The organism is Thiobacillus sp. SCN 63-57 (genome assembly GCF_001725555.1).
GTDB lineage: Bacteria > Pseudomonadota > Gammaproteobacteria > Burkholderiales > Thiobacillaceae > Thiobacillus.
The window spans coordinates 1-20,177 of record NZ_MEGP01000009.1 but is presented as its reverse complement, the minus strand read 5'-3'; the positions used below and the strand labels follow the sequence as shown (position 1 = coordinate 20,177).

The 20,177-nt window shown below is 60.9% G+C and carries 21 protein-coding genes and 1 tRNA gene; 18 read left to right on the top strand and 4 right to left on the bottom strand.

Annotated elements, in window-relative coordinates; genetic code table 11:
• The first annotated feature begins 14 nt into the window (after window positions 1-14).
• From secG to ABT23_RS04175, 18 genes are all read left to right on the top strand, one after another.
• On the top strand, window positions 15-371 hold the full coding sequence (secG, locus tag ABT23_RS04260) for a preprotein translocase subunit SecG (RefSeq protein ID WP_296631652.1): 357 nt from the start codon (window positions 15-17) through the stop codon (window positions 369-371).
• 30 nt (window positions 372-401) lie between these two features.
• Window positions 402-486: transfer RNA gene (locus ABT23_RS04255), tRNA-Leu, on the top strand.
• Window positions 487-647: 161 nt separating this feature from the next.
• Window positions 648-1,004: an NADH-quinone oxidoreductase subunit A gene (locus ABT23_RS04250; RefSeq protein WP_018508318.1), complete on the top strand. Its 357-nt coding sequence runs from the start codon at window positions 648-650 to the stop codon at window positions 1,002-1,004.
• A gap of 8 nt (window positions 1,005-1,012) precedes the next feature.
• Window positions 1,013-1,489: an NADH-quinone oxidoreductase subunit B gene (locus ABT23_RS04245; RefSeq protein ID WP_018508319.1), complete on the top strand. Its 477-nt coding sequence runs from the start codon at window positions 1,013-1,015 to the stop codon at window positions 1,487-1,489.
• 10 nt (window positions 1,490-1,499) lie between these two features.
• Entirely contained in the window at window positions 1,500-2,099 is a 600-nt protein-coding gene (locus ABT23_RS04240) for an NADH-quinone oxidoreductase subunit C (protein WP_296631649.1), read from the top strand.
• Window positions 2,099-3,352 (top strand): NADH-quinone oxidoreductase subunit D, encoded by a 1,254-nt coding sequence (locus ABT23_RS04235; RefSeq protein WP_296631646.1) that lies wholly within the window; start codon window positions 2,099-2,101, stop codon window positions 3,350-3,352. The genes ABT23_RS04240 and ABT23_RS04235 overlap by 1 nt, the downstream gene beginning before the upstream one ends.
• The gene (gene nuoE, locus ABT23_RS04230; RefSeq protein ID WP_296631641.1) at window positions 3,352-3,825 is read left to right on the top strand and encodes an NADH-quinone oxidoreductase subunit NuoE; all 474 of its coding nucleotides are present in this window, start codon (window positions 3,352-3,354) and stop codon (window positions 3,823-3,825) included. Before ABT23_RS04235 ends, nuoE begins: the two co-directional genes overlap by 1 nt.
• Complete coding sequence (nuoF, locus tag ABT23_RS04225) at window positions 3,822-5,102, top strand: NADH-quinone oxidoreductase subunit NuoF (protein ID WP_296631638.1); 1,281 nt, start codon at window positions 3,822-3,824, stop codon at window positions 5,100-5,102. Before nuoE ends, nuoF begins: the two co-directional genes overlap by 4 nt.
• Window positions 5,103-5,115: 13 nt before the next feature.
• Window positions 5,116-7,470: an NADH-quinone oxidoreductase subunit NuoG gene (gene nuoG / locus ABT23_RS04220; RefSeq protein ID WP_296631635.1), complete on the top strand. Its 2,355-nt coding sequence runs from the start codon at window positions 5,116-5,118 to the stop codon at window positions 7,468-7,470.
• Window positions 7,470-8,486 carry an NADH-quinone oxidoreductase subunit NuoH gene (nuoH, locus tag ABT23_RS04215; RefSeq protein WP_296631633.1) on the top strand — a complete coding sequence of 339 codons (1,017 nt, stop codon included), beginning with the start codon at window positions 7,470-7,472 and terminating at the stop codon, window positions 8,484-8,486. The genes nuoG and nuoH overlap by 1 nt, the downstream gene beginning before the upstream one ends.
• A 245-nt stretch (window positions 8,487-8,731) precedes the next feature.
• The gene (nuoI, locus tag ABT23_RS04210; RefSeq protein ID WP_296631630.1) at window positions 8,732-9,220 is read left to right on the top strand and encodes an NADH-quinone oxidoreductase subunit NuoI; all 489 of its coding nucleotides are present in this window, start codon (window positions 8,732-8,734) and stop codon (window positions 9,218-9,220) included.
• Between the two features lie 9 nt (window positions 9,221-9,229).
• Window positions 9,230-9,871 (top strand): NADH-quinone oxidoreductase subunit J, encoded by a 642-nt coding sequence (locus tag ABT23_RS04205; RefSeq protein ID WP_296631628.1) that lies wholly within the window; start codon window positions 9,230-9,232, stop codon window positions 9,869-9,871.
• The gene (gene nuoK, locus ABT23_RS04200) at window positions 9,868-10,173 is read left to right on the top strand and encodes an NADH-quinone oxidoreductase subunit NuoK (RefSeq protein WP_018508328.1); all 306 of its coding nucleotides are present in this window, start codon (window positions 9,868-9,870) and stop codon (window positions 10,171-10,173) included. The genes ABT23_RS04205 and nuoK overlap by 4 nt, the downstream gene beginning before the upstream one ends.
• Entirely contained in the window at window positions 10,173-12,209 is a 2,037-nt protein-coding gene (gene nuoL, locus ABT23_RS04195) for an NADH-quinone oxidoreductase subunit L (RefSeq protein WP_296631625.1), read from the top strand. Before nuoK ends, nuoL begins: the two co-directional genes overlap by 1 nt.
• A gap of 3 nt (window positions 12,210-12,212) precedes the next feature.
• Window positions 12,213-13,694 carry an NADH-quinone oxidoreductase subunit M gene (locus ABT23_RS04190; protein WP_296631622.1) on the top strand — a complete coding sequence of 494 codons (1,482 nt, stop codon included), beginning with the start codon at window positions 12,213-12,215 and terminating at the stop codon, window positions 13,692-13,694.
• A gap of 9 nt (window positions 13,695-13,703) precedes the next feature.
• Window positions 13,704-15,149: an NADH-quinone oxidoreductase subunit NuoN gene (gene nuoN / locus ABT23_RS04185; RefSeq protein ID WP_296631620.1), complete on the top strand. Its 1,446-nt coding sequence runs from the start codon at window positions 13,704-13,706 to the stop codon at window positions 15,147-15,149.
• A 70-nt stretch (window positions 15,150-15,219) separates the two neighbouring features.
• Window positions 15,220-15,522 (top strand): DUF2818 family protein, encoded by a 303-nt coding sequence (locus ABT23_RS04180; protein ID WP_296631617.1) that lies wholly within the window; start codon window positions 15,220-15,222, stop codon window positions 15,520-15,522.
• A gap of 2 nt (window positions 15,523-15,524) precedes the next feature.
• Complete coding sequence (locus ABT23_RS04175) at window positions 15,525-15,749, top strand: RNA-binding S4 domain-containing protein (protein WP_296631612.1); 225 nt, start codon at window positions 15,525-15,527, stop codon at window positions 15,747-15,749.
• Between the two features lie 2 nt (window positions 15,750-15,751).
• Here ABT23_RS04175 and ABT23_RS04170 read toward each other — a convergent pair whose 3' ends face one another.
• From ABT23_RS04170 to ABT23_RS04155, 4 genes are all read right to left on the bottom strand, one after another.
• Window positions 15,752-16,501 carry a class I SAM-dependent methyltransferase gene (locus ABT23_RS04170; protein ID WP_296631609.1) on the bottom strand — a complete coding sequence of 250 codons (750 nt, stop codon included), beginning with the start codon at window positions 16,499-16,501 and terminating at the stop codon, window positions 15,752-15,754.
• Between the two features lie 91 nt (window positions 16,502-16,592).
• On the bottom strand, window positions 16,593-16,862 hold the full coding sequence (locus ABT23_RS04165; protein ID WP_296631606.1) for an AF1514 family protein: 270 nt from the start codon (window positions 16,860-16,862) through the stop codon (window positions 16,593-16,595).
• A complete protein-coding gene (gene mutS, locus ABT23_RS04160; protein ID WP_296631601.1) occupies window positions 16,859-19,384 on the bottom strand; it encodes a DNA mismatch repair protein MutS in 2,526 nt (841 codons plus the stop codon). The genes ABT23_RS04165 and mutS overlap by 4 nt, the downstream gene beginning before the upstream one ends.
• Window positions 19,385-19,553: 169 nt before the next feature.
• On the bottom strand, window positions 19,554-20,177 hold a 624-nt coding region (locus tag ABT23_RS04155; RefSeq protein ID WP_296631598.1), incomplete at its 5' end, for a site-specific integrase.

Sequence of the window (20,177 nt, the reverse complement as noted above, 5' to 3'; positions counted from 1 at the left end):
AGTAAGAATCAAGCATGGAAACACTGGTCTGGGTCGTTCACGTTATTGTTGCCATTGCGCTGATCGCGCTGGTGCTCCTGCAGCATGGCAAAGGCGCGGACATGGGCGCGGCATTCGGTAGCGGCTCGTCGGGAAGCCTGTTCGGCGCCAGCGGCTCAGCCAACTTCCTGAGCCGGAGTACTGCGGTACTGGCAAGCCTCTTCTTCCTGACCAGTTTGGGTCTGGCATATTTCGGACTGCAGCAGCACAAACCGGCTGCCAGCGTGCTTCAACGCGTGGTTGTTCCTGCGCCGACGCAGGCTCAGCCTGCAATGCCTGCACAGGTGCCGGGCAAGGATGCCGGTTCGAAAGCGGGAGACATCCCGCAGTAATAAGAGTACCTGTCTGGGCGCATGCCCTTGGCCGACGTGGTGGAATTGGTAGACACGCTATCTTGAGGGGGTAGTGACCTAGGTCGTGCGAGTTCGAGTCTCGCCGTCGGCACCATCAAATTTCCTGATTTGTTCATTAGCGTTTGCTATCGAATAAATGATTGATTATTAAGATAAAAATACCAATTTTTCGGCTTGACAGTCGATGCTCTGCACTAATACACTCGGGTCATAATTACTCAACAGCCTGACACAGGCGTAGTTCGGAGGAACCCGGTGCTGGAGAATTACCTCCCCATTCTGTTGTTCATTCTGGTCGGCCTGGCTTTTGGAATTGGCCCGATCATCGCCGGTGGCCTGCTGGCACCGCACCGCCCCGACAGCGAAAAACTCTCCCCTTACGAGTGCGGATTCGAAGCGTTCGAGGACGCGCGCATGAAATTTGATGTGCGCTATTATCTAGTTGCCATCCTGTTCATTCTGTTCGACCTGGAAATAGCCTTTCTCTTTCCCTGGGCCATTGTTCTGGAGGAAATCGGTCTGGCAGGTTTCATTGCCATGATGGTATTCCTCGGCATCCTGGTTGTGGGCTTCGTCTACGAGTGGATGAAGGGTGCCCTTGAGTGGGAATGATCTGAATTATGGGTATTGAAGGCGTCCTCGAGCAGGGCTTTGTCACCACCAAGGCCGATCAGCTCATCAATTACATGCGCACCGGCTCGATGTGGCCGATGACTTTCGGTCTGGCCTGCTGCGCAGTGGAGATGATGCAGGCCGGCGCCTCGCGTTACGATCTCGACCGCTTCGGCATCGTGTTTCGCCCGAGTCCGCGCCAGTCTGACGTGATGATCGTCGCCGGCACCTTGTGCAACAAGATGGCGCCGGCCCTGCGCAAGGTCTATGACCAGATGGCCGAGCCGCGTTGGGTGATTTCCATGGGCTCGTGCGCCAACGGCGGCGGCTATTACCATTATTCCTATTCGGTGGTGCGCGGTTGCGATCGCATCGTGCCGGTGGATATCTATGTTCCGGGTTGTCCGCCGACAGCAGAGGCTTTGCTGTTCGGCATCATCCAACTGCAGAACAAGATTCGCCGCACCAACACCATCGCCCGCTAAGACGCCCCCCATGTCCGCGAAGCTGGAGTCACTTTCCCTTTGTCTGCAAAATCTGCTTGGCGATACGCTCGTGCAAACTGTCGAGCGATTGGGCGAGCTGACGTTGATTGTCAAACCGCAAGCCTATGCGGCCGCCATGCGTACCTTGCGCGATCATCCTGACTGTCGTTTCGAGCAATTGATCGATTTGTGCGGCATGGATTATTCCGATTATGGCGACGGCGCCTGGGAAGGTGCCCGCTTTGCCGTGGTCGTGCATCTGCTGTCGGTCTCAAACAACCAGCGCGTGCGGGTCCGCGTGTTTTGCCCCGACGACGACTTGCCGGTGGTGGCATCGGCGGTCGATATCTGGCCCTCCGCCAACTGGTTCGAGCGTGAGGCCTTCGATCTCTATGGCATCGTGTTCGAGGGACATCCCGACCTGCGCCGCATCCTGACCGACTACGGATTCATCGGCCATCCGTTCCGCAAGGATTTCCCGCTTTCGGGCAACGTCGAGATGCGCTACGACCCGACCCAGCAGCGCGTGATCTACCAGCCGGTATCGATCGAGCCGCGCGAAATCACCCCGCGCATCGTGCGCGATGAAAGTTACGGGGAAGGGCGCTGATGGCCGAGATCAGAAATTACACGATGAACTTCGGTCCGCAGCATCCGGCTGCGCACGGCGTGTTGCGCCTGGTGCTGGAGCTCGACGGTGAGGTGATCCAGCGTGCCGACCCGCACATCGGCCTGTTGCACCGCGCGACCGAGAAGCTGGCCGAACACAAGACCTTCATCCAGTCGGTTCCCTACATGGACCGCCTCGACTACGTGTCGATGATGGTCAACGAGCATGCCTACGTGATGGCGATCGAGAAGCTGCTCGGCATCGAGGTGCCCGAACGCGCGCAGTACATCCGTGTGATGTTCGACGAGATCACCCGCATCCTGAATCATTTGTTGTGGCTGGGCGCGCACGCCCTCGACGTCGGTGCGATGACGGTGTTCCTGTATGCCTTTCGCGAACGCGAGGACCTGATGGATTGCTACGAGGCGGTATCCGGTGCACGCATGCATGCGGCCTACTATCGCCCCGGTGGCGTTTATCGCGATCTGCCGGACAGCATGCCGCACTATCAGGCACAGCACACGCGCAACGAAGCGACGATGAAGTCGATGAATGCCAACCGCCAGGGCTCGCTGCTCGACTTCATCGAGGATTTCACCCAACGCTTCCCGACCTATGTCGACGAATACGAAACCCTGTTGACCGACAACCGCATCTGGAAGCAGCGCACCGTGGGCATCGGCGTCGTCTCGCCGGAGCGCGCCAAGGCGTTGGGCTTCACCGGCCCCATGTTGCGCGGCTCCGGCGTCGAATGGGATCTGCGCAAGAAGCAGCCCTACGAAGTCTACGACCGCATGGACTTCGACATTCCGGTAGGCACCAACGGCGACTGCTACGACCGCTACCTGGTCCGGATCGAGGAAATGCGCCAGTCCAATCGCATCGTCAAGCAGTGCATCGACTGGCTGCGCAAGCATCCCGGTCCGGTCATCGTCGACAATCACAAGGTGGCGCCGCCCGATCGCCTGTCGATGAAGCAGAACATGGAAGAGCTGATCCACCACTTCAAGCTTTTCACCGAGGGCATGCACGTGCCGGCGGGCGAGGCCTATGCCGCGGTGGAGCATCCCAAGGGCGAGTTCGGCATCTACCTGGTGTCCGACGGCGCCAACAAGCCCTATCGTCTGAAAATCCGTGCGCCAGGCTATGCGCATCTGGCAGCGCTCGATGAAATGAGCCGTGGCCACATGATCGCCGACGTCGTCGCCATCATCGGCACGCAGGATATCGTTTTCGGGGAGATCGACCGCTGATGTTGTCACAGGAATCACTCGCGTTGATCGATGCCGAAATCGCCAAGTACCCAGCCGACCAGAAACAGTCTGCGGTGATGGGGGCGTTGCGCATCGCGCAGGCTGAGAAGGGCTGGCTGAAGCCCGACGTGATCGAGTACGTCGCCGACTATCTGGAGATGCCGGCGATTGCCACCTACGAGGTGGCGACCTTCTACAACATGTACGACACGCAGCCGGTGGGCCGTCACAAGATCACCGTGTGCACCAACCTGCCATGTGCGCTGATGGGGGCGAACGAGATCGCAGAACACCTGAAGCGGAAGCTCGGCATCGGCTTCGGCGAGACCACCGAGGACGGCCGCTACACGCTGAAGGAAGGCGAATGCATGGGTGCCTGCGGCGATGCGCCGATGTGCCTGCATAACAACCACAAGATGCATACCCACCTGACGACCGAGAAGGTGGACGAACTGCTGGACAAGATGGAATGAGCCTCCTCACGCCCACCCACCAGGTCTGCAGCTGGACTCAGGCGCTCGACGATCCGGCGTCGCTCGCGACCTATGTCGCCAACGGCGGCTACCAGGCGTTGCGCCGCGTGGTCACCGAACAGGTATCGGGTGACGCCATCATCGCCGAGTTGAAGACCAGCGCGCTGCGCGGACGAGGCGGCGCGGGCTTTCCGACCGGCCTGAAGTGGAGCTTCATGCCGCGCGCATTCCCGGGCGACAAGTACATCGTGTGCAACAGCGACGAGGGCGAGCCGGGTACGTTCAAGGACCGCGACATCCTGCGCTACAACCCGCACCAGCTGATCGAAGGCATGGCGATCGCCGGCTACGTGCTGGGCGCTAAGGTTGGATACAACTACATCCATGGCGAGATCTTCGAGATCTATGAAATCTTCGAACGTGCGCTGAAGGAGGCGCGCGAGGCCGGCTACCTCGGCGATAATCTGTTCGGTACCGATTTCTGCTTCCAGCTGCATGCACATCACGGCTACGGCGCCTATATCTGCGGCGAGGAAACCGCGCTGCTCGAATCGATCGAGGGCAAGAAGGGCCAGCCGCGCTTCAAGCCGCCGTTCCCGGCGAGCTTCGGCCTCTACGGCAAGCCGACGACCATCAACAACACCGAGACGCTGGCTTCGGTGCCGTGGATCGTCCAGCATGGCGGCCAGGCTTTTCTGGAACTTGGCAAGCCCAACAACGGTGGGCCCAAGCTTTTTTCAGTCTCGGGCCATGTCAACAAACCCGGCAACTACGAAGTTCCGCTCGGTACGCCGTTTGCCGAATTGCTGGAAATGGCGGGCGGCGTACGGAATGGGCATAAACTGAAAGCCGTCATTCCCGGGGGTTCGTCCGCGCCCGTGTTGCCGGCCGACGTCATGATGGACTGCACGATGGATTTCGATTCCATCGCCAAGGCGGGTTCCATGCTGGGCTCAGGTGCGGTCATCGTGATGGACGAAACGGTGTGCATGGTGCGCGCGCTGGAACGACTGTCCTATTTCTACTTCGAGGAATCCTGCGGCCAATGCACGCCTTGCCGCGAAGGAACCGGCTGGATGTACCGGGTGATCCACCGCATCGAACACGGCCAGGGTCGGCCCGAAGATATGGAATTGCTCAATAGCGTGGCAGGGCGCATCGGTGGCCATACCATCTGCGCCCTGGGCGACGCGGCGGCGATGCCGGTGCAAAGCTTCCTCAAACACTTTGGCCGCGAGTTCGAGCACCACATCGAACACAAGCGATGCATGGTCTGAACGGAATTTAACGATGGCTACGCTCAATATCGAAATTGACGGACGCACGCTGCAAGTCGAAAGCGGCGACACCATCATGGATGCGGCGAATCAGGCCGGCATCACGATTCCACATTTCTGCTATCACAAGAAGCTGTCCATCGCCGCCAATTGCCGCATGTGCCTGGTGCAAGTGGAGAAGGCCCCCAAGCCCCTGCCTGCCTGTGCCACGCCGGTGACCGATGGCATGAAGGTCTACACGCGCTCGGAATACGCCATCAACGCGCAGAAAAGCGTGATGGAATTCCTGCTCATCAACCACCCGCTGGACTGCCCGATCTGCGACCAGGGCGGCGAGTGCACGCTGCAGGACCTGGCGGTGGGTTACGGCGGCTCGTCGTCGCGCTACCAGGAAATCAAGCGGGTGGTGCGCGACAAGAACCTTGGTCCACTCATCGCCACCGACATGACGCGCTGCATTCATTGCAGCCGCTGCGTACGCTTTGGCCAGGAAATCGCCGGCGTGATGGAACTCGGCATGCCGGGCCGCGGCGAGCATACCGAGGTGATGCCCTTCCTGGAAAGCCAGGTGGCGTCCGAACTGTCGGGTAACGTCATCGACTTGTGCCCGGTCGGCGCGCTCACCAGCAAGCCGTTCCGCTACACGGCCCGCAGTTGGGAACTGTCGCGCCGGCCCTCGATCAGCCCGCACGACAGCCTCGGCTCCAATCTCGAAGTCCACGTCAAGGACAACAAGGTGATGCGCGTGCTGCCGCGCGAGAACGAGGACGTCAACGAGTGCTGGCTGGCCGACCGCGACCGCTTTTCCTATGAAGGCCTCAACACGGCCGAGCGCCTGACCCAGCCGATGGTCAAGCACAACGGCCAGTGGGTGGAGACGACCTGGCAAGCTGCACTCGAGTTCGTCGCGGATAAATTGAAGACGATTCCTGCCGAGCAGATCGGTGCATTGTCGACGCCATATCGACCGGCGGAGGAGCTCTTCCTGCTGCAAAAACTGATGCGCGGCATGGGCTGCGGCAATGTCGACCACCGTCTACGACAGTCGGACTTTTCGCTCGACAACAAGGCGCACGGGGGGTTCTGGCTCGGCATGCCGGTGACCTACATGTCGCGCCTGAACCGCATGCTGGTGGTCGGTGCCAATCTGCGCAAGGATCATCCGCTGATGGCCCATCGCATCCGCGAGTCGGTGCGCTGGTATGGCGAACTCAACCTGATCAACGCGCACGAGGACGAATTCCTTGGCAAGGTGCACGCCAAACGTATCGTTGCGCCGTCGCAGCTGGCCACCACGCTGGCTGGCGTATGCCGGGCGCTGGCTGAACTGAAAAAACTGCCGGTGCCGGAACTTGCTGTGCATGGTGTGGCTGACGACACCGCACGCAAGATGGCCGACAGCCTGTCAGGCGGCGAAACGCGCGCCGTGTTCCTTGGCAACATGGCGCAGCATCATCCCAGCTATTCGCAGATTCATGCGTTGGCACAGGAAGTGGCCCGCCTCGCGGGCGCCAGCTTCGGCGTGCTGGGCGAAGCGGCCAACAGTGTCGGCGCAGTGGCGGTCGGCGCGATTCCGGGATGCGGCGCACTGGGGCAGCCTGCCGTCAAAGGCCTGAATGCCCAGCAGATGTTGGCCCAACCGCTGCGTGCCTATCTGCTATTGAGCGTGGAAGCCGAACTCGACACTCATGATCCGGTCGCGGCGATGGCCAGTATCAACGCGGCGGAGTTCGTCGTGATGATGTCGCCCTACAAAGGCAAGTCGCTCGACTACGCTGATGTGTTGTTGCCGATCGCGCCGTGGACCGAAACCTCGGGTACCTTCATCAATACGGAAGGTCGCGTGCAGAGCTTCAGCGCGGTGGTGAAACCGCTCGGCGAAACCCGCCCGGCATGGAAGGTGCTGCGTGTCCTGGGCAACCTGCTCGGATTGGCGGGATTCGAGCACAACGATTCCAAAGAAGTGTTGCGCGATGCGCTGGGCGACACGCCTCTGGGCTCGGTGCAGGCCTTCCTCGACAATGAAGTCAATGGTGTCAGGGTGGAACCGCCTTCGTCCGGCGAGGGGCTGGAACGTGTCGCCGAAGTGCCGATCTACCAGACCGACGCCGTGGTCCGTCGCTCGCCCTCATTGCAGATGACGCTGGATGCGTCGCTTCCGGTGGCGCGAATGAACAGCCGGTTGATTGCGAAACTGGGGCTGCAGGAAAACGGCCGCGTCTCGGTGCGCCAGACCGCGAGTGCGCTGACCCTCAAAGTCCAGCGCGATGATTTGCTGCCAGACAACTGTGTGCGCATACCCAGCGGCCATCCGTTGACGGCCGGACTGGGCCCGATGTTCGGCCCGATCACGGCGGAGCCGGTCTGATGGAGAACGTGGGCATGGACTGGGCAGCCATTCAAACCGTCGTCTGGATCTTGATCAAGATCCTGGCGCTGGTGGTGCCGCTGATGCTGGGCGTGGCCTACCTCACTTACGCGGAAAGAAAGATCATCGGCTGGATGCAGGTTCGAATCGGCCCCAACCGCGTCGGCTTCCAGGGCCTGCTGCAGCCCATCGCCGATGCGGTGAAGCTGCTGATGAAGGAAATCATCATTCCGTCGGGGGCCAGCCGCGGCCTGTTCATCCTCGGTCCCATCCTGGCCATCGCCCCGGCGCTGGCAGCGTGGGCGGTGATTCCGTTCACTGACACGCTCGTGCTCGCCAACATCAATGCTGGACTACTGTATGTGATGGCAATCACCTCGATGGGTGTGTACGGCGTCATCATCGCGGGCTGGGCGTCCAACTCCAAATATGCCTTCCTCGGGGCCATGCGTTCGGCCGCGCAGATCGTATCGTATGAAATCGCCATGGGTTTCGCACTGGTCGGCGTGCTGATGGCGGCACAATCGCTCAATCTCAGTGACATCGTGCATGGCCAGGCGGGTGGTCTGCACCACTGGTATATCTGGCCGCTCTTCCCGTTATTTATTGTCTACTTGATATCCGGTGTGGCCGAGACCAACCGTGCGCCATTCGACGTCGCCGAGGGCGAATCCGAGATCGTCGCCGGTTTCCATGTGGAATATTCGGGCATGGCCTTCGCGGTGTTCTTCCTTGCAGAATACGCCAACATGATCCTGATCGCCGCGCTGACCACGCTGATGTTCCTCGGCGGCTGGCTGTCGCCGGTGGGCTTCCTGCCCGACGGCATCGTCTGGTGGTTGCTCAAGACGGGTTTCGTGCTGTTCCTGTTTCTGTGGTTCCGCGCCACCTTCCCGCGCTATCGCTATGACCAGATCATGCGCCTGGGCTGGAAGGTATTCATTCCCATCACCCTCGTCTGGATCATCGTGGTCGGCGGCATGATGCAGACACCGTATGGGTACCTCTTCCATTGAGCGCGCCATGATCCTAGAAACCGCAGTTGACCGCTTATCATGTCTCAAAGGCCAGATGGGAGCTGAGTTCCGTGCCTTCGATGCGGTTTGTCATCGGTTTGGGTACGCTGCGCACCCGCTGCCGCGTCCAGACAAGCGCCTTGCTTTGTCGCTTCTCCTTGCCTACCCCGGTAGGCAGCGTCGTCGCTTCGCGCCAGCCACTCGCCTGAACGCACCATCGAGTGCGTCCAACTACGGTTTCTAGGATGAAACAGATCACCAACTTCTTCGGCAGCCTGCTCCTGATCGAACTCCTGCGCGGCATGATGCTCACGGGCCGGCATCTGTTCGCGCGCAAGATCACTGTGCAGTTTCCCGAGGAAAAAACGCCGCAATCCCCGCGTTTCCGCGGTCTGCACGCACTGCGTCGCTACCCCAATGGCGAGGAGCGCTGCATCGCGTGCAAGCTGTGCGAGGCTGTGTGCCCGGCTCTGGCCATCACCATCGAGTCGGAAAAGCGTGTCGACGGCACGCGCCGCACCACGCGCTACGACATCGACCTGACCAAGTGCATTTTCTGTGGCTTCTGCGAGGAGTCCTGCCCGGTCGATTCCATCGTCGAAACGCGAATACTCGAATACCACGGCGAGAAACGCGGCGACCTCTACTACACCAAGCCCATGCTGCTCGCGATCGGCGACCAGTACGAAGAACAGATCGCACGCGACCGCGCTGATGACGCCAAGTACCGCTGAAACCAGACAATGACCTATACGACCGCGATTTTCTATTTCTTCGCCGCCATCCTGGTGTTTGCCGGGTTGCGGGTCATCACCGCGCGCAACCCGGTCCACGCCGCGCTCTACCTCGTGCTGGCGTTCTTCACCGCGGCCGGGCTGTGGATGCTGCTGGAGGCCGAGTTCCTCGCCATCACCCTGGTTCTGGTCTACGTGGGTGCAGTGATGGTGCTGTTCCTGTTCGTGGTGATGATGCTCGACATCAACCTGGAAAAATTGCGCGAGGGCTTCTGGGATTACCTGCCTCTGGCGGGCGTCGTCGCGGCACTGCTCGTGATCGAGATGGCGCTGATACTCGGCAAACGCCACTTCGGCCTCGAGGTGATGGGGGCACCCGCGCCGCACGCCGCCGATTACAGCAACACCAAGGAACTTGGGCGGGTGCTGTACACCGAGTACGTCTATGCCTTCGAACTCGCGGCGGTGATCCTGCTGGTGGCGATTGTCGCTGCCATCGCGCTGACGCTGCGCCGCCGCAAGGACAGCAAGTACATCGACCCCGCCGAGCAGGTGAAGGTCAGGCGCAACGACCGTCTGCGGATAGTCAGGATGGAAGCGGTCAAAATGCAGGCCACGCAGAAGCCGGGCGCAGGGGAGGGCGGCGCATGATTTCCTTATCGCATTACCTGGTGCTGGGCGGCATCCTGTTCGCCATCAGCGTGCTGGGCATCTTTCTCAACCGGAAGAACGTGATCATCCTGTTGATGGCAATCGAACTGATGCTGCTGGCGGTGAACATGAACTTCATCGCGTTTTCGCATTACCTCGGCGATATCCACGGGCAGATCTTCGTCTTCTTCATCCTTACCGTCGCCGCGGCCGAATCCGCCATCGGCCTGGCGATCCTGGTGGTGCTGTTCCGCAACCTGCACACGATCAACGTCGATGACCTCGACCACCTGAAAGGCTGATGCGCGTGGACATGCAGACGCTCTATCTCGTCGTGCCGCTGGCGCCGCTGTTCGGCGCGATCGTCGCCGGCCTGTTCGGCAGGCTGGTCGGCCGCACCGGCGCCCACGTCGTCACCATCGCCGGCGTGGCGGTGTCGTTCGTCGCCTCGGTGCTGGTGTTCCAGGACGTGCTTGCCGGCCACACTTTCAACGGCACCGTCTACACGTGGATGACGCTGGGTGATTTGCATTTCGAAGTGGGCTTTCTGGTCGATGCGCTGACGGCGATGATGATGCTGGTCGTCACCTTTGTCTCGCTGATGGTGCACGTCTACACCATCGGCTACATGCACGACGATCCGGGCTATCAGCGCTTCTTCAGCTATATTTCGTTGTTCACCTTCTCGATGCTGATGCTGGTGATGAGCAACAACTTCCTGCAGCTGTTCTTCGGCTGGGAAGCGGTGGGCCTGGTGTCCTACCTCCTGATCGGCTTCTGGTACACCAAGGAAACGGCGATCTACGCCAACCTCAAGGCCTTCCTGGTCAACCGGGTCGGTGACTTCGGTTTCATCCTGGGCATCGGCCTGGTGCTGGCGCATTTCGGCTCGCTCGACTACGCCACGGTGTTCGCCAAGGCGCCGTCGCTCGCCAGCGAAACCATCACCCTGTGGCCTGACACACCATGGATGCTGATGAGCGTGATCGGCATCCTCCTGTTCATCGGCGCGATGGGCAAGTCGGCACAGTTCCCGCTGCACGTCTGGCTGCCTGACTCGATGGAAGGCCCGACACCGATTTCCGCGCTGATCCATGCGGCGACGATGGTGACCGCCGGCATCTTCATGGTCGCGCGCATGTCGCCACTGTATGAGCTGTCCGACACGGCGCTGAGCTTCATCATGGTGATCGGCGCGATCACGGCCTTGTTCATGGGCTTCCTCGGCATGGTGCAGAACGACATCAAGCGCGTGGTGGCCTATTCGACCCTGTCGCAGCTCGGCTACATGACGGTCGCGCTCGGCGCGTCGGCCTATTCGGTCGCGGTATTCCACCTGATGACGCATGCCTTCTTCAAGGCCCTGCTGTTCCTGGCCGCCGGTTCGGTGATCATCGCCATGCACCATAACCAGGACATCCGTTACATGGGTGGCCTGAAGAAATACATGCCGATCACCTGGGTGACCTCGCTGATCGGATCGCTGGCGCTGATTGGCACGCCTTTCCTGTCGGGCTTTTATTCCAAGGAAAGCATCATCGAAGCGGCCAAGGTGTCGCATCTGCCGGGCGCGGGCTTCGCCTATTTCGCCGTGCTGGCGGGCGTGTTCGTCACCGCCTTCTATTCCTTCCGCATGTATTTCCTGGTATTCCACGGCAAGGAACGTTTCCATCAAGGGCATGGGCATGGCAACGAGCCCGACGCCCATCACGGCCATGCCGGCGCCGGGCATGATGGGGCGCATGGCCAGGGCCATGACGTCCAGCCGCACGAAACGCCGTGGGTGGTCACCGGCCCCTTGCTTGCGCTGGCGCTTCCATCGCTCGCGATCGGCTACATGACCATCGAACCGATGCTGTTCGGCGACTTTTTCGGCAGCGCGATCTACGTCGCTGACCGCCATCCGGTGATGCACGAACTGAATCAGGAATTCCACGGTGCCATGGAAATGGGGCTGCATGCATTGGCGACGCTGCCGTTCTGGCTGGCCGTGGCGGGCGTCGGCCTGTCGGCATTCTTCTACCTCAAGCGCCCGGATATTCCGGCGGCCATTGCCCAGCGCTTCAGCTTCCTGCACCGGATGCTGCTCAATAAATACTGGTTCGACGAACTCTACAGCTGGGTATTCGCCAAAGGCGCACGTGCGCTCGGGGGCAGCCTGTGGCGGCGTGGCGACCAGAACATGATCGACGGTTTTTTCGTCAACGGTTCGGCGCATCTGGTCGAACGTTTCTCGCGCCTGGTCAAGGCCTTCCAGTCGGGCTACATCTACCACTACGCCTTCGCCATGCTGATCGGGGTGTTTGCCCTGGTGACGTGGTTTGCGCGCTTGAACTGAGCCATGCTGAACAACTTCCTTTCCCTCGTCATCTGGGTTCCGATTCTGGCCGGGGTGATCGTGCTTGCCACCGGCTCCGACCGCAACGCGGCACTCGCACGCTGGCTGGCACTGGCCGGTGCGCTGCTGGGCCTGATCGTGGCGATTCCGCTGGCCAGCGGATTCGACACCACCACCTCGGCGATGCAGTTCGTCGAGAAGGCCGCGTGGATCCCGGCGTTCAACATCCATTACCATCTGGGCGTCGACGGCATCTCGATGCCGCTGATCCTGCTGAACAGCTTCGTCACCGTGCTGGTGGTGATCGCGGGCTGGCAGGTGATCCAGGACAAGGTCGCGCAGTACATGGCGGCCTTCCTCATCATGTCCGGCCTCATCAACGGCGTGTTTGCGGCGCTCGACGGCATCCTGTTCTATGTCTTCTTCGAAGGCATGCTGATCCCGCTGTACCTGATCGTCGGCGTTTGGGGCGGGCCGAACCGCGTCTATGCCGCGTTCAAGTTCTTCCTCTACACGCTGCTCGGCTCGCTGCTGATGCTGGTGTCGATGATCTATCTCTACTTCCAGTCCGGCGGCAGCTTCGACATTCAGACCTGGCATACCACCGCGCTCGGCATGACGGCCCAGTCGCTGATGTTCTTCGCCTTCCTGCTGGCGTTCGGCGTCAAAGTGCCGATGTGGCCGGTGCACACCTGGTTGCCCGACGCCCACGTCGAGGCGCCCACCGGCGGCTCGGTGGTGCTGGCGGCCATCACGCTCAAGGTCGGCGCCTACGGCTTTCTGCGTTTCATCCTGCCTATCCTGCCGGACGCCAGCCACGAATTCGCCTGGTTCGTCATCCTGCTGTCGCTGATCGCAGTCGCCTACATCGGCCTCGTCGCCTTGGTCCAGGCCGACATGAAAAAGCTCATCGCCTATTCGTCGATTGCGCACATGGGTTTCGTCACCCTCGGCTTCTTCCTGTTCAATCCACTCGGCCTGGAGGGCGGCTTGGTGCAGATGATCTCGCATGGCTTCGTCTCCGCCGCACTGTTCCTCTGCATCGGCGTCATGTACGATCGGCTGCATTCGCGCCAGATCAAGGACTACGGCGGCCTGGTGAACAGGATGCCGGTATTCGCTGCGCTCTTCATGCTGTTCGCCATGGCCAACGCGGGTCTGCCGGCCACCAGCGGATTCGTCGGCGAATTCATGGTCATCATGGCTTCAACCCAGGTCAATTTCTGGTTCGCCTTCATCGCCGCCACCACGCTGATTTGGGGCGCAGCCTACACGCTGTGGATGTACAAACGCGTGGTGTTCGGCAGTGTCACCAACCCGCACGTCGAGGAAATGCGCGACCTCAACGCGCGCGAGGTCCTGCTGCTCGGCGTGCTCGCCATCCTTGTGCTGGCCATGGGGCTCTATCCCAAGCCGTTCACCGATGTCATGCATGTGTCGGTAGTCGACCTGTTGGCGCATGTCGCCCGAAGCAAACTGCCTTAAGGTTCAAAAATGCGCCACGCCCTTATGCAATTCGCGCCTGTTTTTCCTGAGATGTTCGTGTTGGCCATGGTCTCGCTGATCCTGGTGGTCGACGCTGCAGCCAGCGACGGAAAACGTTATCTGGCCTATCTTCTTTCACTTGTCACGCTGGCCGGAGCGGCCTTTCTTACCCTACGTGATTTTTCCACCCTGCCAGTGCTGACGCTGGGCGGGCTGTTCATCGACGATCCGCTGTCCGACGTGCTGAAGCTGTTTCTCTATCTGACAGTGGCCGTCGTGCTGGTGTATTCGCGCGATTACCTGCGTCAGCGTGGGCTCTACAAGGGCGAGTTCTTCGTGCTGGCGTTGTTCGCGCTGCTGGGCATGATGGTGATGGTGTCGGCCAGCCATTTCCTGACGCTGTACCTCGGCCTCGAACTGCTGTCGTTGTCGCTCTATGCCATGGTTGCGTTGCAGCGCGACTCCAGCGTGGCAACCGAGGCTGCGATGAAATATTTCGTGCTGGGTGCGCTGGCGTCGGGCATGCTGCTCTATGGCATGTCGATGGTCTACGGCGTCACCGGTTCGCTGAGTCTGGGGGATATCGCCATCGCCCTGCAGGACGGCACAGACCTGCGCATCCCGCTGGTGTTCGGCATCGTCTTCATCGTGGCGGGCCTGGCGTTCAAGCTTGGCGCGGTGCCGTTCCATATGTGGATACCCGACGTCTATCATGGCGCGCCGACCGCGATGACGTTGTTCATCGGCTCCGCGCCCAAGATCGCCGCATTTGCCTTCGTGATCCGTATTCTGGGACAGGGGCTGGAATCGCAAGTGAATGATTGGCGCGGCATGCTGGTGATCCTGGCGGTATTGTCGATGGCGCTTGGCAACATCGCGGCCATTGCGCAAAGCAACCTGAAGCGGATGCTTGCCTATTCGACCATTTCGCACATGGGCTTCATGCTGCTGGGCATCCTCGCCGGCTCGCAGAACGGCTATGGCGGCGCGATGTTCTATGTACTGGCGTACGCGCTGATGAGTCTGGGCGGTTTCGGCATGATTCTGCTTTTGTCGCGAGCCGGTTTCGAGGCAGATCGGCTGGAGGACTTCAAAGGCCTGAACCGCCGCAGCCCGTGGCTGGCGTTCATGATGCTGCTGCTGATGTTCTCGATGGCCGGCGTGCCGCCTACCGTGGGGTTCTATGCCAAGCTGTCGGTGCTGCAGGCCGTGGTCGAGATCGGTTATGTGTGGCTGGCGGTGGCGGCAGTGCTGTTTTCCCTGATCGGCGCGTTCTACTATCTGCGCATCGTCAAACTGATGTACTTCGACGCGCCGCACGATGCGGTCCCGATTGCAGCGAGCCCCGATGCCCGTGTCGTCATGTCGATCAACGGACTGGCCATTCTGGCGCTGGGGATCATGCCGCAGCCGTTGATGGCAGTATGCATCCACGCCATCCGTGCGTCTTTCTGAACCGGAATATTTGAACCAAATCGTGCCGGGGCGGGTCTGCTCCGGCGTTATCTAGCTTTTCGGATCCACCGTGAATTTCTCGACTACCCTGCTGCTGATCCTGGCGTTCATCGCTGCCAACCTGCCTTTCCTCATCGAGCGGATCTTCTTCGTCATACGGCCCAAAGCAGGCGCGAAAAATTTTGCCTGGCGGCTGTTGGAACTGGTGGTGCTGTTTTTCGTGGTGGGGGGCATCGCGCGCCTGTTGGAAGGCAAGCTCGGCGATATTCAGCATCAGGACTGGGAGTTCTATGCGGTCAACGCCTCGCTATTCGTGGTGTTTGCGTATCCCGGCTTCGTCTACCGCTATCTGTGGCGGCGGCGCGGCGCATAGGCATGGACACACTGGAATTCAAACTGCGCGGCGAACACGTCGCGCTTTGCGATCTGCTCAAACTCAGCGGTATCGCCGACAGCAGCGGGCAGGGCAAGCACCTGATCGCCAACGGCGATGTCACCGTCGACAGCCAGCCCGAAAGCCGCAAGACGGCGAAAATCCGAGCGAACCAGACGGTGCGGTGCCTAGGGCAGACCGTTCGGGTCGTGGCCAGCCAAGCGTAGTCTTAAGCGAGTATCCAAGTCCGATCCACTACGGGCCGTCTTTTCTGAAAAGATCGACCCGGATGGGCATATGGAAAGTTGCCCCGCTTGGCGACATATGGCGATTGAATCCCGAGCGTACGGTTTCGTGAAGCGCAGGGGATAAACGATGCTCGGTGTGGGTCACCTTGAGTATCCGATTCTCGAACTGGCTGAAATCGTCGAAGTGCATCGGTTGCAGAAAAAAAAGTCTGTGATACGAGTGATAGCCGCTGAGTCGTAACGGCTTTCATTTCTGCCGCGAAAGCGGCTTCCCTCACCACTTTCTCGTCGTGGAACAGCCGCAGGATCTCATTGAAGTCGCCGGCATAGACGGGTTCCGAGATGTATGCCAGGCCACCCGGTTTCAATACCCTGTGGATCTCGGAGAAGGTATCGTCCATCCGTTCGATCGGAACGTGGTGCAGAGATTTGAACATCAGGACGATGTCGACGCTCGAATCGTCTGCCGGGATGCTTTCTGCACCGCCAAACGCGAATTGGACGTTGCCCGGTTTTTCCGCTGCCTGATTTTCGGCGAGCTGCATGACATCCACTTCCAGGGCAAGCACCGAGGCAGCCGTTTGGGCGACCAAGCGGGTCTTCTCCGCCTTGCCGCAACCGAGTTCAAGCACTTTTGCGCCAGGCAGCGGCAGGCATTCCTTGAGGATGTCGCCTTCATCGGCAATGCGAAGGGCATTCGGGTCTGCAATACGCATTTCGCTGGCTTTCATATCGTGGTCTCGATTGCGTAATTACAGGTCTAAGGCCGATCGGGCTGTCCATGCTGCGGGTTGGGCATGCCCAGTTGTCCTGATACGCGGCTTACAGGAAGCAGAAGGTATAACGCCCGGAATCGAAATCGACAGCCAGGCGCGCCCCACGGTTGAGCGCATAGTCCCAGGATCCTTTTGTGGCGCAGCCTTCGTGACATTCGCTTACTCCGGCTGGCGATTCGAGATCGCGCTCGCGATCGTACCAGCTCAACAACATGGTGTCGTCCCCTAGGTGATGGAGGGCGATGGCCGTCGCCAATTTGAGCGCGGCATTGAAGTCGAGATCGAGCTCAGCGGTATCGAGGCGAAGCGACTTCATGGCGAAGTATCCGTCAGTGCCTTCAAGGCATAAAGCATGTCGAGCGCCGCCTTTGGCGTGAGGGTGTCGGGGTCGAGTTCGCGCAACTGGTCGAGCGCAGGATGGGGAGGCGGCACGTCGTTGGGGAGATGGGCGGCAAACAGATCGCCTTGTGGGCCGGGCTGCAGCTGTGCGTCCTCAAGTTCGCGCAGATGGCGCCGCGCAGCATGGATCACCGGGCTGGGTACGCCAGCGAGCCGGGCGACCTGGATGCCGTAGCTCTGCGATGCCGGGCCTTCTTCCACCGCATGCAGGAACACCAGGTCGGCACCGTGCTCCTTGGCGTCGAGATGCACGTTGGCGAGTTGACGGAACTCCTGTGCCAGTTGGGTCAGCTCGAAATAGTGGGTGGCGAACAGGGTGAACGCACGGGTGGCGGTCACCAGGTGACGCGCGACCGCCCAGGCCAGTGCGAGGCCATCGAAGGTGGAGGTGCCGCGACCGATCTCGTCGAGCAGGACGAGACTGTTGGCGCTGGCGTTGTGCAGGATGTGCGCGGTCTCGGTCATCTCGACCATGAAGGTCGAACGTCCCCCTGCCAGATCGTCGGAGGCGCCGATGCGGGTGAAAATCTGGTCGATGTCGCCGATTTTCGCCGAGCTGGCCGGCACCCACAGCCCGCAGCAGGCCAGCAGTGCAATCAGCGCCGCTTGCCGCATGTAAGTCGATTTGCCGCCCATGTTGGGACCGGTGATCAGCAGCATCTGCCGCGTACGGTTGAGCGTGACGTCGTTGGCGATGAAGTGGTCGACTTGTGCCTCGACCACGGGATGGCGGCCGCCACGAATGAGGATGCCTGGCTCACTGGTGTAATCGGGCGCACATAATTTCAACGAAGCGGCGCGTTCGGCCTGGCTCGCCAGTACGTCGATCTCGGCCAGCGCGGCGGCAATTGTAAGCAACGCCGGCACATGCGGCGTCAGTGTTTCCAGCAGCGCCTCGAATAATGCTTTTTCGCGTGCCAGCGCCCGGTCCTGTGCCGACAGCGCCTTGTCTTCGAAGGCCTTCAGCTCGGGCGTGATGTAGCGCTCCGCATTCTTGAGCGTCTGCCGGCGGCGGTAATCGTCCGGCACGTTTTCCGATTGCGCGCGGCTGACCTCGATGTAGAAACCGTGCACCTTGTTGTATTCGACCTTGAGGCTGCCGATACCTGAGCGCGCGCGTTCGCGGGTTTCCAGTTCGAGCAGGAAGGCGCCCGCGTCGCGCGTCAGGGCGCGCAACTCGTCGAGTTCGGCGTCGTACCCATCGGCGATGACGCCGCCTTCGCGCAACACGTTGGCGGGTTCGGATTGGATGGCTTGCGCGAGCAGGGTATGCAGCTCGGGGCGGGCGGCGAGTCGGGATTGCAGTGCCGAAAGGTGTGCACGGTCGTCGGGCAGCGCGGCGGCAAGTTCGGGCAGCTGCGCCAGGGTGTCGCGCAGGCCCGACAGGTCGCGCGGACGGGCGCTTTTCAGGGCGATGCGGCCACTGATCCGCTCCACGTCGGCGCAGCTTTTCAGTAGCCGGGTAAGGGTGGCGGCGGTGTCGGGCAGTTCGGCGAGCACGCCGATGGCATCGCGCCGCTGGATCAGGATTCCGCGGTCACGCAGCGGATGGTGCAGCCAGTGGCGCAGCAGGCGCGTGCCCATGCCGGTGGCGGTGGTGTCGAGTACCGACAAGAGGGTTGGCGCCGCCTCGCCGCGCAGGGTTTCGGTGAGTTCCAGGTTGCGCCGAGTAGCGGCGTCGAGCTGCACGAAGTCATTGTCGCGTTCGGCGTGGATGGCCTGGATATGCGGTAGCGCAGTACGTTGCGTACTCTGGATATAGTCGAGCAGCGCGCCCGCGGCGGCGATGCTCAAAGCCAGATCGGCCACACCGAAGCCGGTGAGATCGCGACTGCCGAATTGCTGCGCCAGGCGGGTCTGTGCGCCGTCCGCATCGAATTGCCACGGTGCCAGCCGACGTACCGCACAGGCGGTGCCCTCAAGAATGAAGTCGTCTGGCGCGAGGATTTCCGCTGGGCGCACCCGCGCCAGCAGGGCGGGCAGGGCTGTGGCGTGGATTTCGGTGACCTGGAAACGCCCGGCGGCGAGATTGAGCCAGGCGATACCGAGCCTGGCTGGACCGGGCGCAATCGCCAGAATCAGTGTGTCGCGTGTCTCGTCCAGCAGGCCAGAATCGGTCAGCGTGCCCGGCGTCACGATGCGCGTAACCTGACGTTCGACCGGACCTTTCGACGTTGCGGGATCGCCCACCTGCTCGGCAATCACCACCGATTCACCCAGCTTCAGCAACCGCGCCAGGTATTGCTCGACGCTGTGGTAAGGCACCCCGGCCATCTTGATCGGCGTGCCCGCCGAGGCGCCGCGCGTCGTGAGAGTGATGTTGAGGAGTCGCGCCGCTTTTTCGGCATCCTCGAAGAACAGCTCGTAGAAGTCGCCCATGCGGTAGAACAGCAGCATGTCGGGATGGTGTGCCTTGATCCCGAGGTACTGCTGCATCATTGGCGTGTGCTTAGATAAGTCTATGTTATTCATATTTATCAATAGCTTATCGAAGCATAGTGCAATTATTGGGGCAAATTTGGGGCAATTTGAACGAGTTTTTTCATGCCCTGCCAGATGCGCCCCAGCTCTCTGGGGGACTCCGAATCTATCCAGCGGCCATAGACTTTCACGAGCAGAGGTTCCAGCAGGCGTAGGTGTGGCGGGTCTGATAAGGCGGGCGATGCCGTACCTCGGCGCGCCTGGTCAGGTTGGCCCATTTGGTGTTCCATGCGCTCGGCACGTACCACGCATTCACGTTGGTCTTGCGCGCCTGCGTCTTCGGCGATAACAGCAGCCGGGCGCGATCAACGCGCGACTCATGACGATTCAGCCAGACTTCCAAGTCTATCGCATCGCGCGTCAGTGCATCTTCGATCAGCACCTTGAGCGCGGCTTGTGCTGGTGGGAACAGCAGAATGGTACGTTCCTTGTTCGTCTTCGGAATCTTGAAAGTGAGCGACTGCGTGACCGAGCGCCGCACCGTCAGCTTGCTCAGATCCGCGGCAATGTCCTCCACGGCGAGCCCGCATAACTCACCTGGCCGCAGGCCTGTGTAGAACGCGAGTGTCACTGAGGCTGCGTCCACTGGGTGCAGACAACCCTTCGTGATTAGTGCGCTGTACTCCTGATAGGTGAACGGGTCCGGGTCCTTGTTGCTCTTGGTGAAGCGCGTGCAGTGTTTGGCCAAGCCTTCGGCGCAGAAGTGGTTCTGTTCGCACCAGTAGAGAAAGCCCGCGAATGTTGCGAGGTA

Bases quoted from the DNA above. Each gene is read 5' to 3' on its own strand.
- secG (WP_296631652.1), top strand. From the start codon at position 15: ATGGAAACACTGGTCTGGGTCGTTCACGTTATTGTTGCCATTGCGCTG.
- ABT23_RS04245 (WP_018508319.1), top strand. From the start codon at position 1,013: ATGGGTATTGAAGGCGTCCTCGAGCAGGGCTTTGTCACCACCAAGGCC.
- ABT23_RS04240 (WP_296631649.1), top strand. From the start codon at position 1,500: ATGTCCGCGAAGCTGGAGTCACTTTCCCTTTGTCTGCAAAATCTGCTT.
- ABT23_RS04235 (WP_296631646.1), top strand. From the start codon at position 2,099: ATGGCCGAGATCAGAAATTACACGATGAACTTCGGTCCGCAGCATCCG.
- nuoE (WP_296631641.1), top strand. From the start codon at position 3,352: ATGTTGTCACAGGAATCACTCGCGTTGATCGATGCCGAAATCGCCAAG.
- nuoF (WP_296631638.1), top strand. From the start codon at position 3,822: ATGAGCCTCCTCACGCCCACCCACCAGGTCTGCAGCTGGACTCAGGCG.
- nuoG (WP_296631635.1), top strand. From the start codon at position 5,116: ATGGCTACGCTCAATATCGAAATTGACGGACGCACGCTGCAAGTCGAA.
- nuoH (WP_296631633.1), top strand. From the start codon at position 7,470: ATGGAGAACGTGGGCATGGACTGGGCAGCCATTCAAACCGTCGTCTGG.
- nuoI (WP_296631630.1), top strand. From the start codon at position 8,732: ATGAAACAGATCACCAACTTCTTCGGCAGCCTGCTCCTGATCGAACTC.
- ABT23_RS04205 (WP_296631628.1), top strand. From the start codon at position 9,230: ATGACCTATACGACCGCGATTTTCTATTTCTTCGCCGCCATCCTGGTG.
- nuoK (WP_018508328.1), top strand. From the start codon at position 9,868: ATGATTTCCTTATCGCATTACCTGGTGCTGGGCGGCATCCTGTTCGCC.
- nuoL (WP_296631625.1), top strand. From the start codon at position 10,173: ATGCGCGTGGACATGCAGACGCTCTATCTCGTCGTGCCGCTGGCGCCG.
- ABT23_RS04190 (WP_296631622.1), top strand. From the start codon at position 12,213: ATGCTGAACAACTTCCTTTCCCTCGTCATCTGGGTTCCGATTCTGGCC.
- nuoN (WP_296631620.1), top strand. From the start codon at position 13,704: ATGCGCCACGCCCTTATGCAATTCGCGCCTGTTTTTCCTGAGATGTTC.
- ABT23_RS04175 (WP_296631612.1), top strand. From the start codon at position 15,525: ATGGACACACTGGAATTCAAACTGCGCGGCGAACACGTCGCGCTTTGC.
- ABT23_RS04170 (WP_296631609.1), bottom strand. From the start codon at position 16,501: ATGAAAGCCAGCGAAATGCGTATTGCAGACCCGAATGCCCTTCGCATT.
- ABT23_RS04165 (WP_296631606.1), bottom strand. From the start codon at position 16,862: ATGAAGTCGCTTCGCCTCGATACCGCTGAGCTCGATCTCGACTTCAAT.
- mutS (WP_296631601.1), bottom strand. From the start codon at position 19,384: ATGATGCAGCAGTACCTCGGGATCAAGGCACACCATCCCGACATGCTG.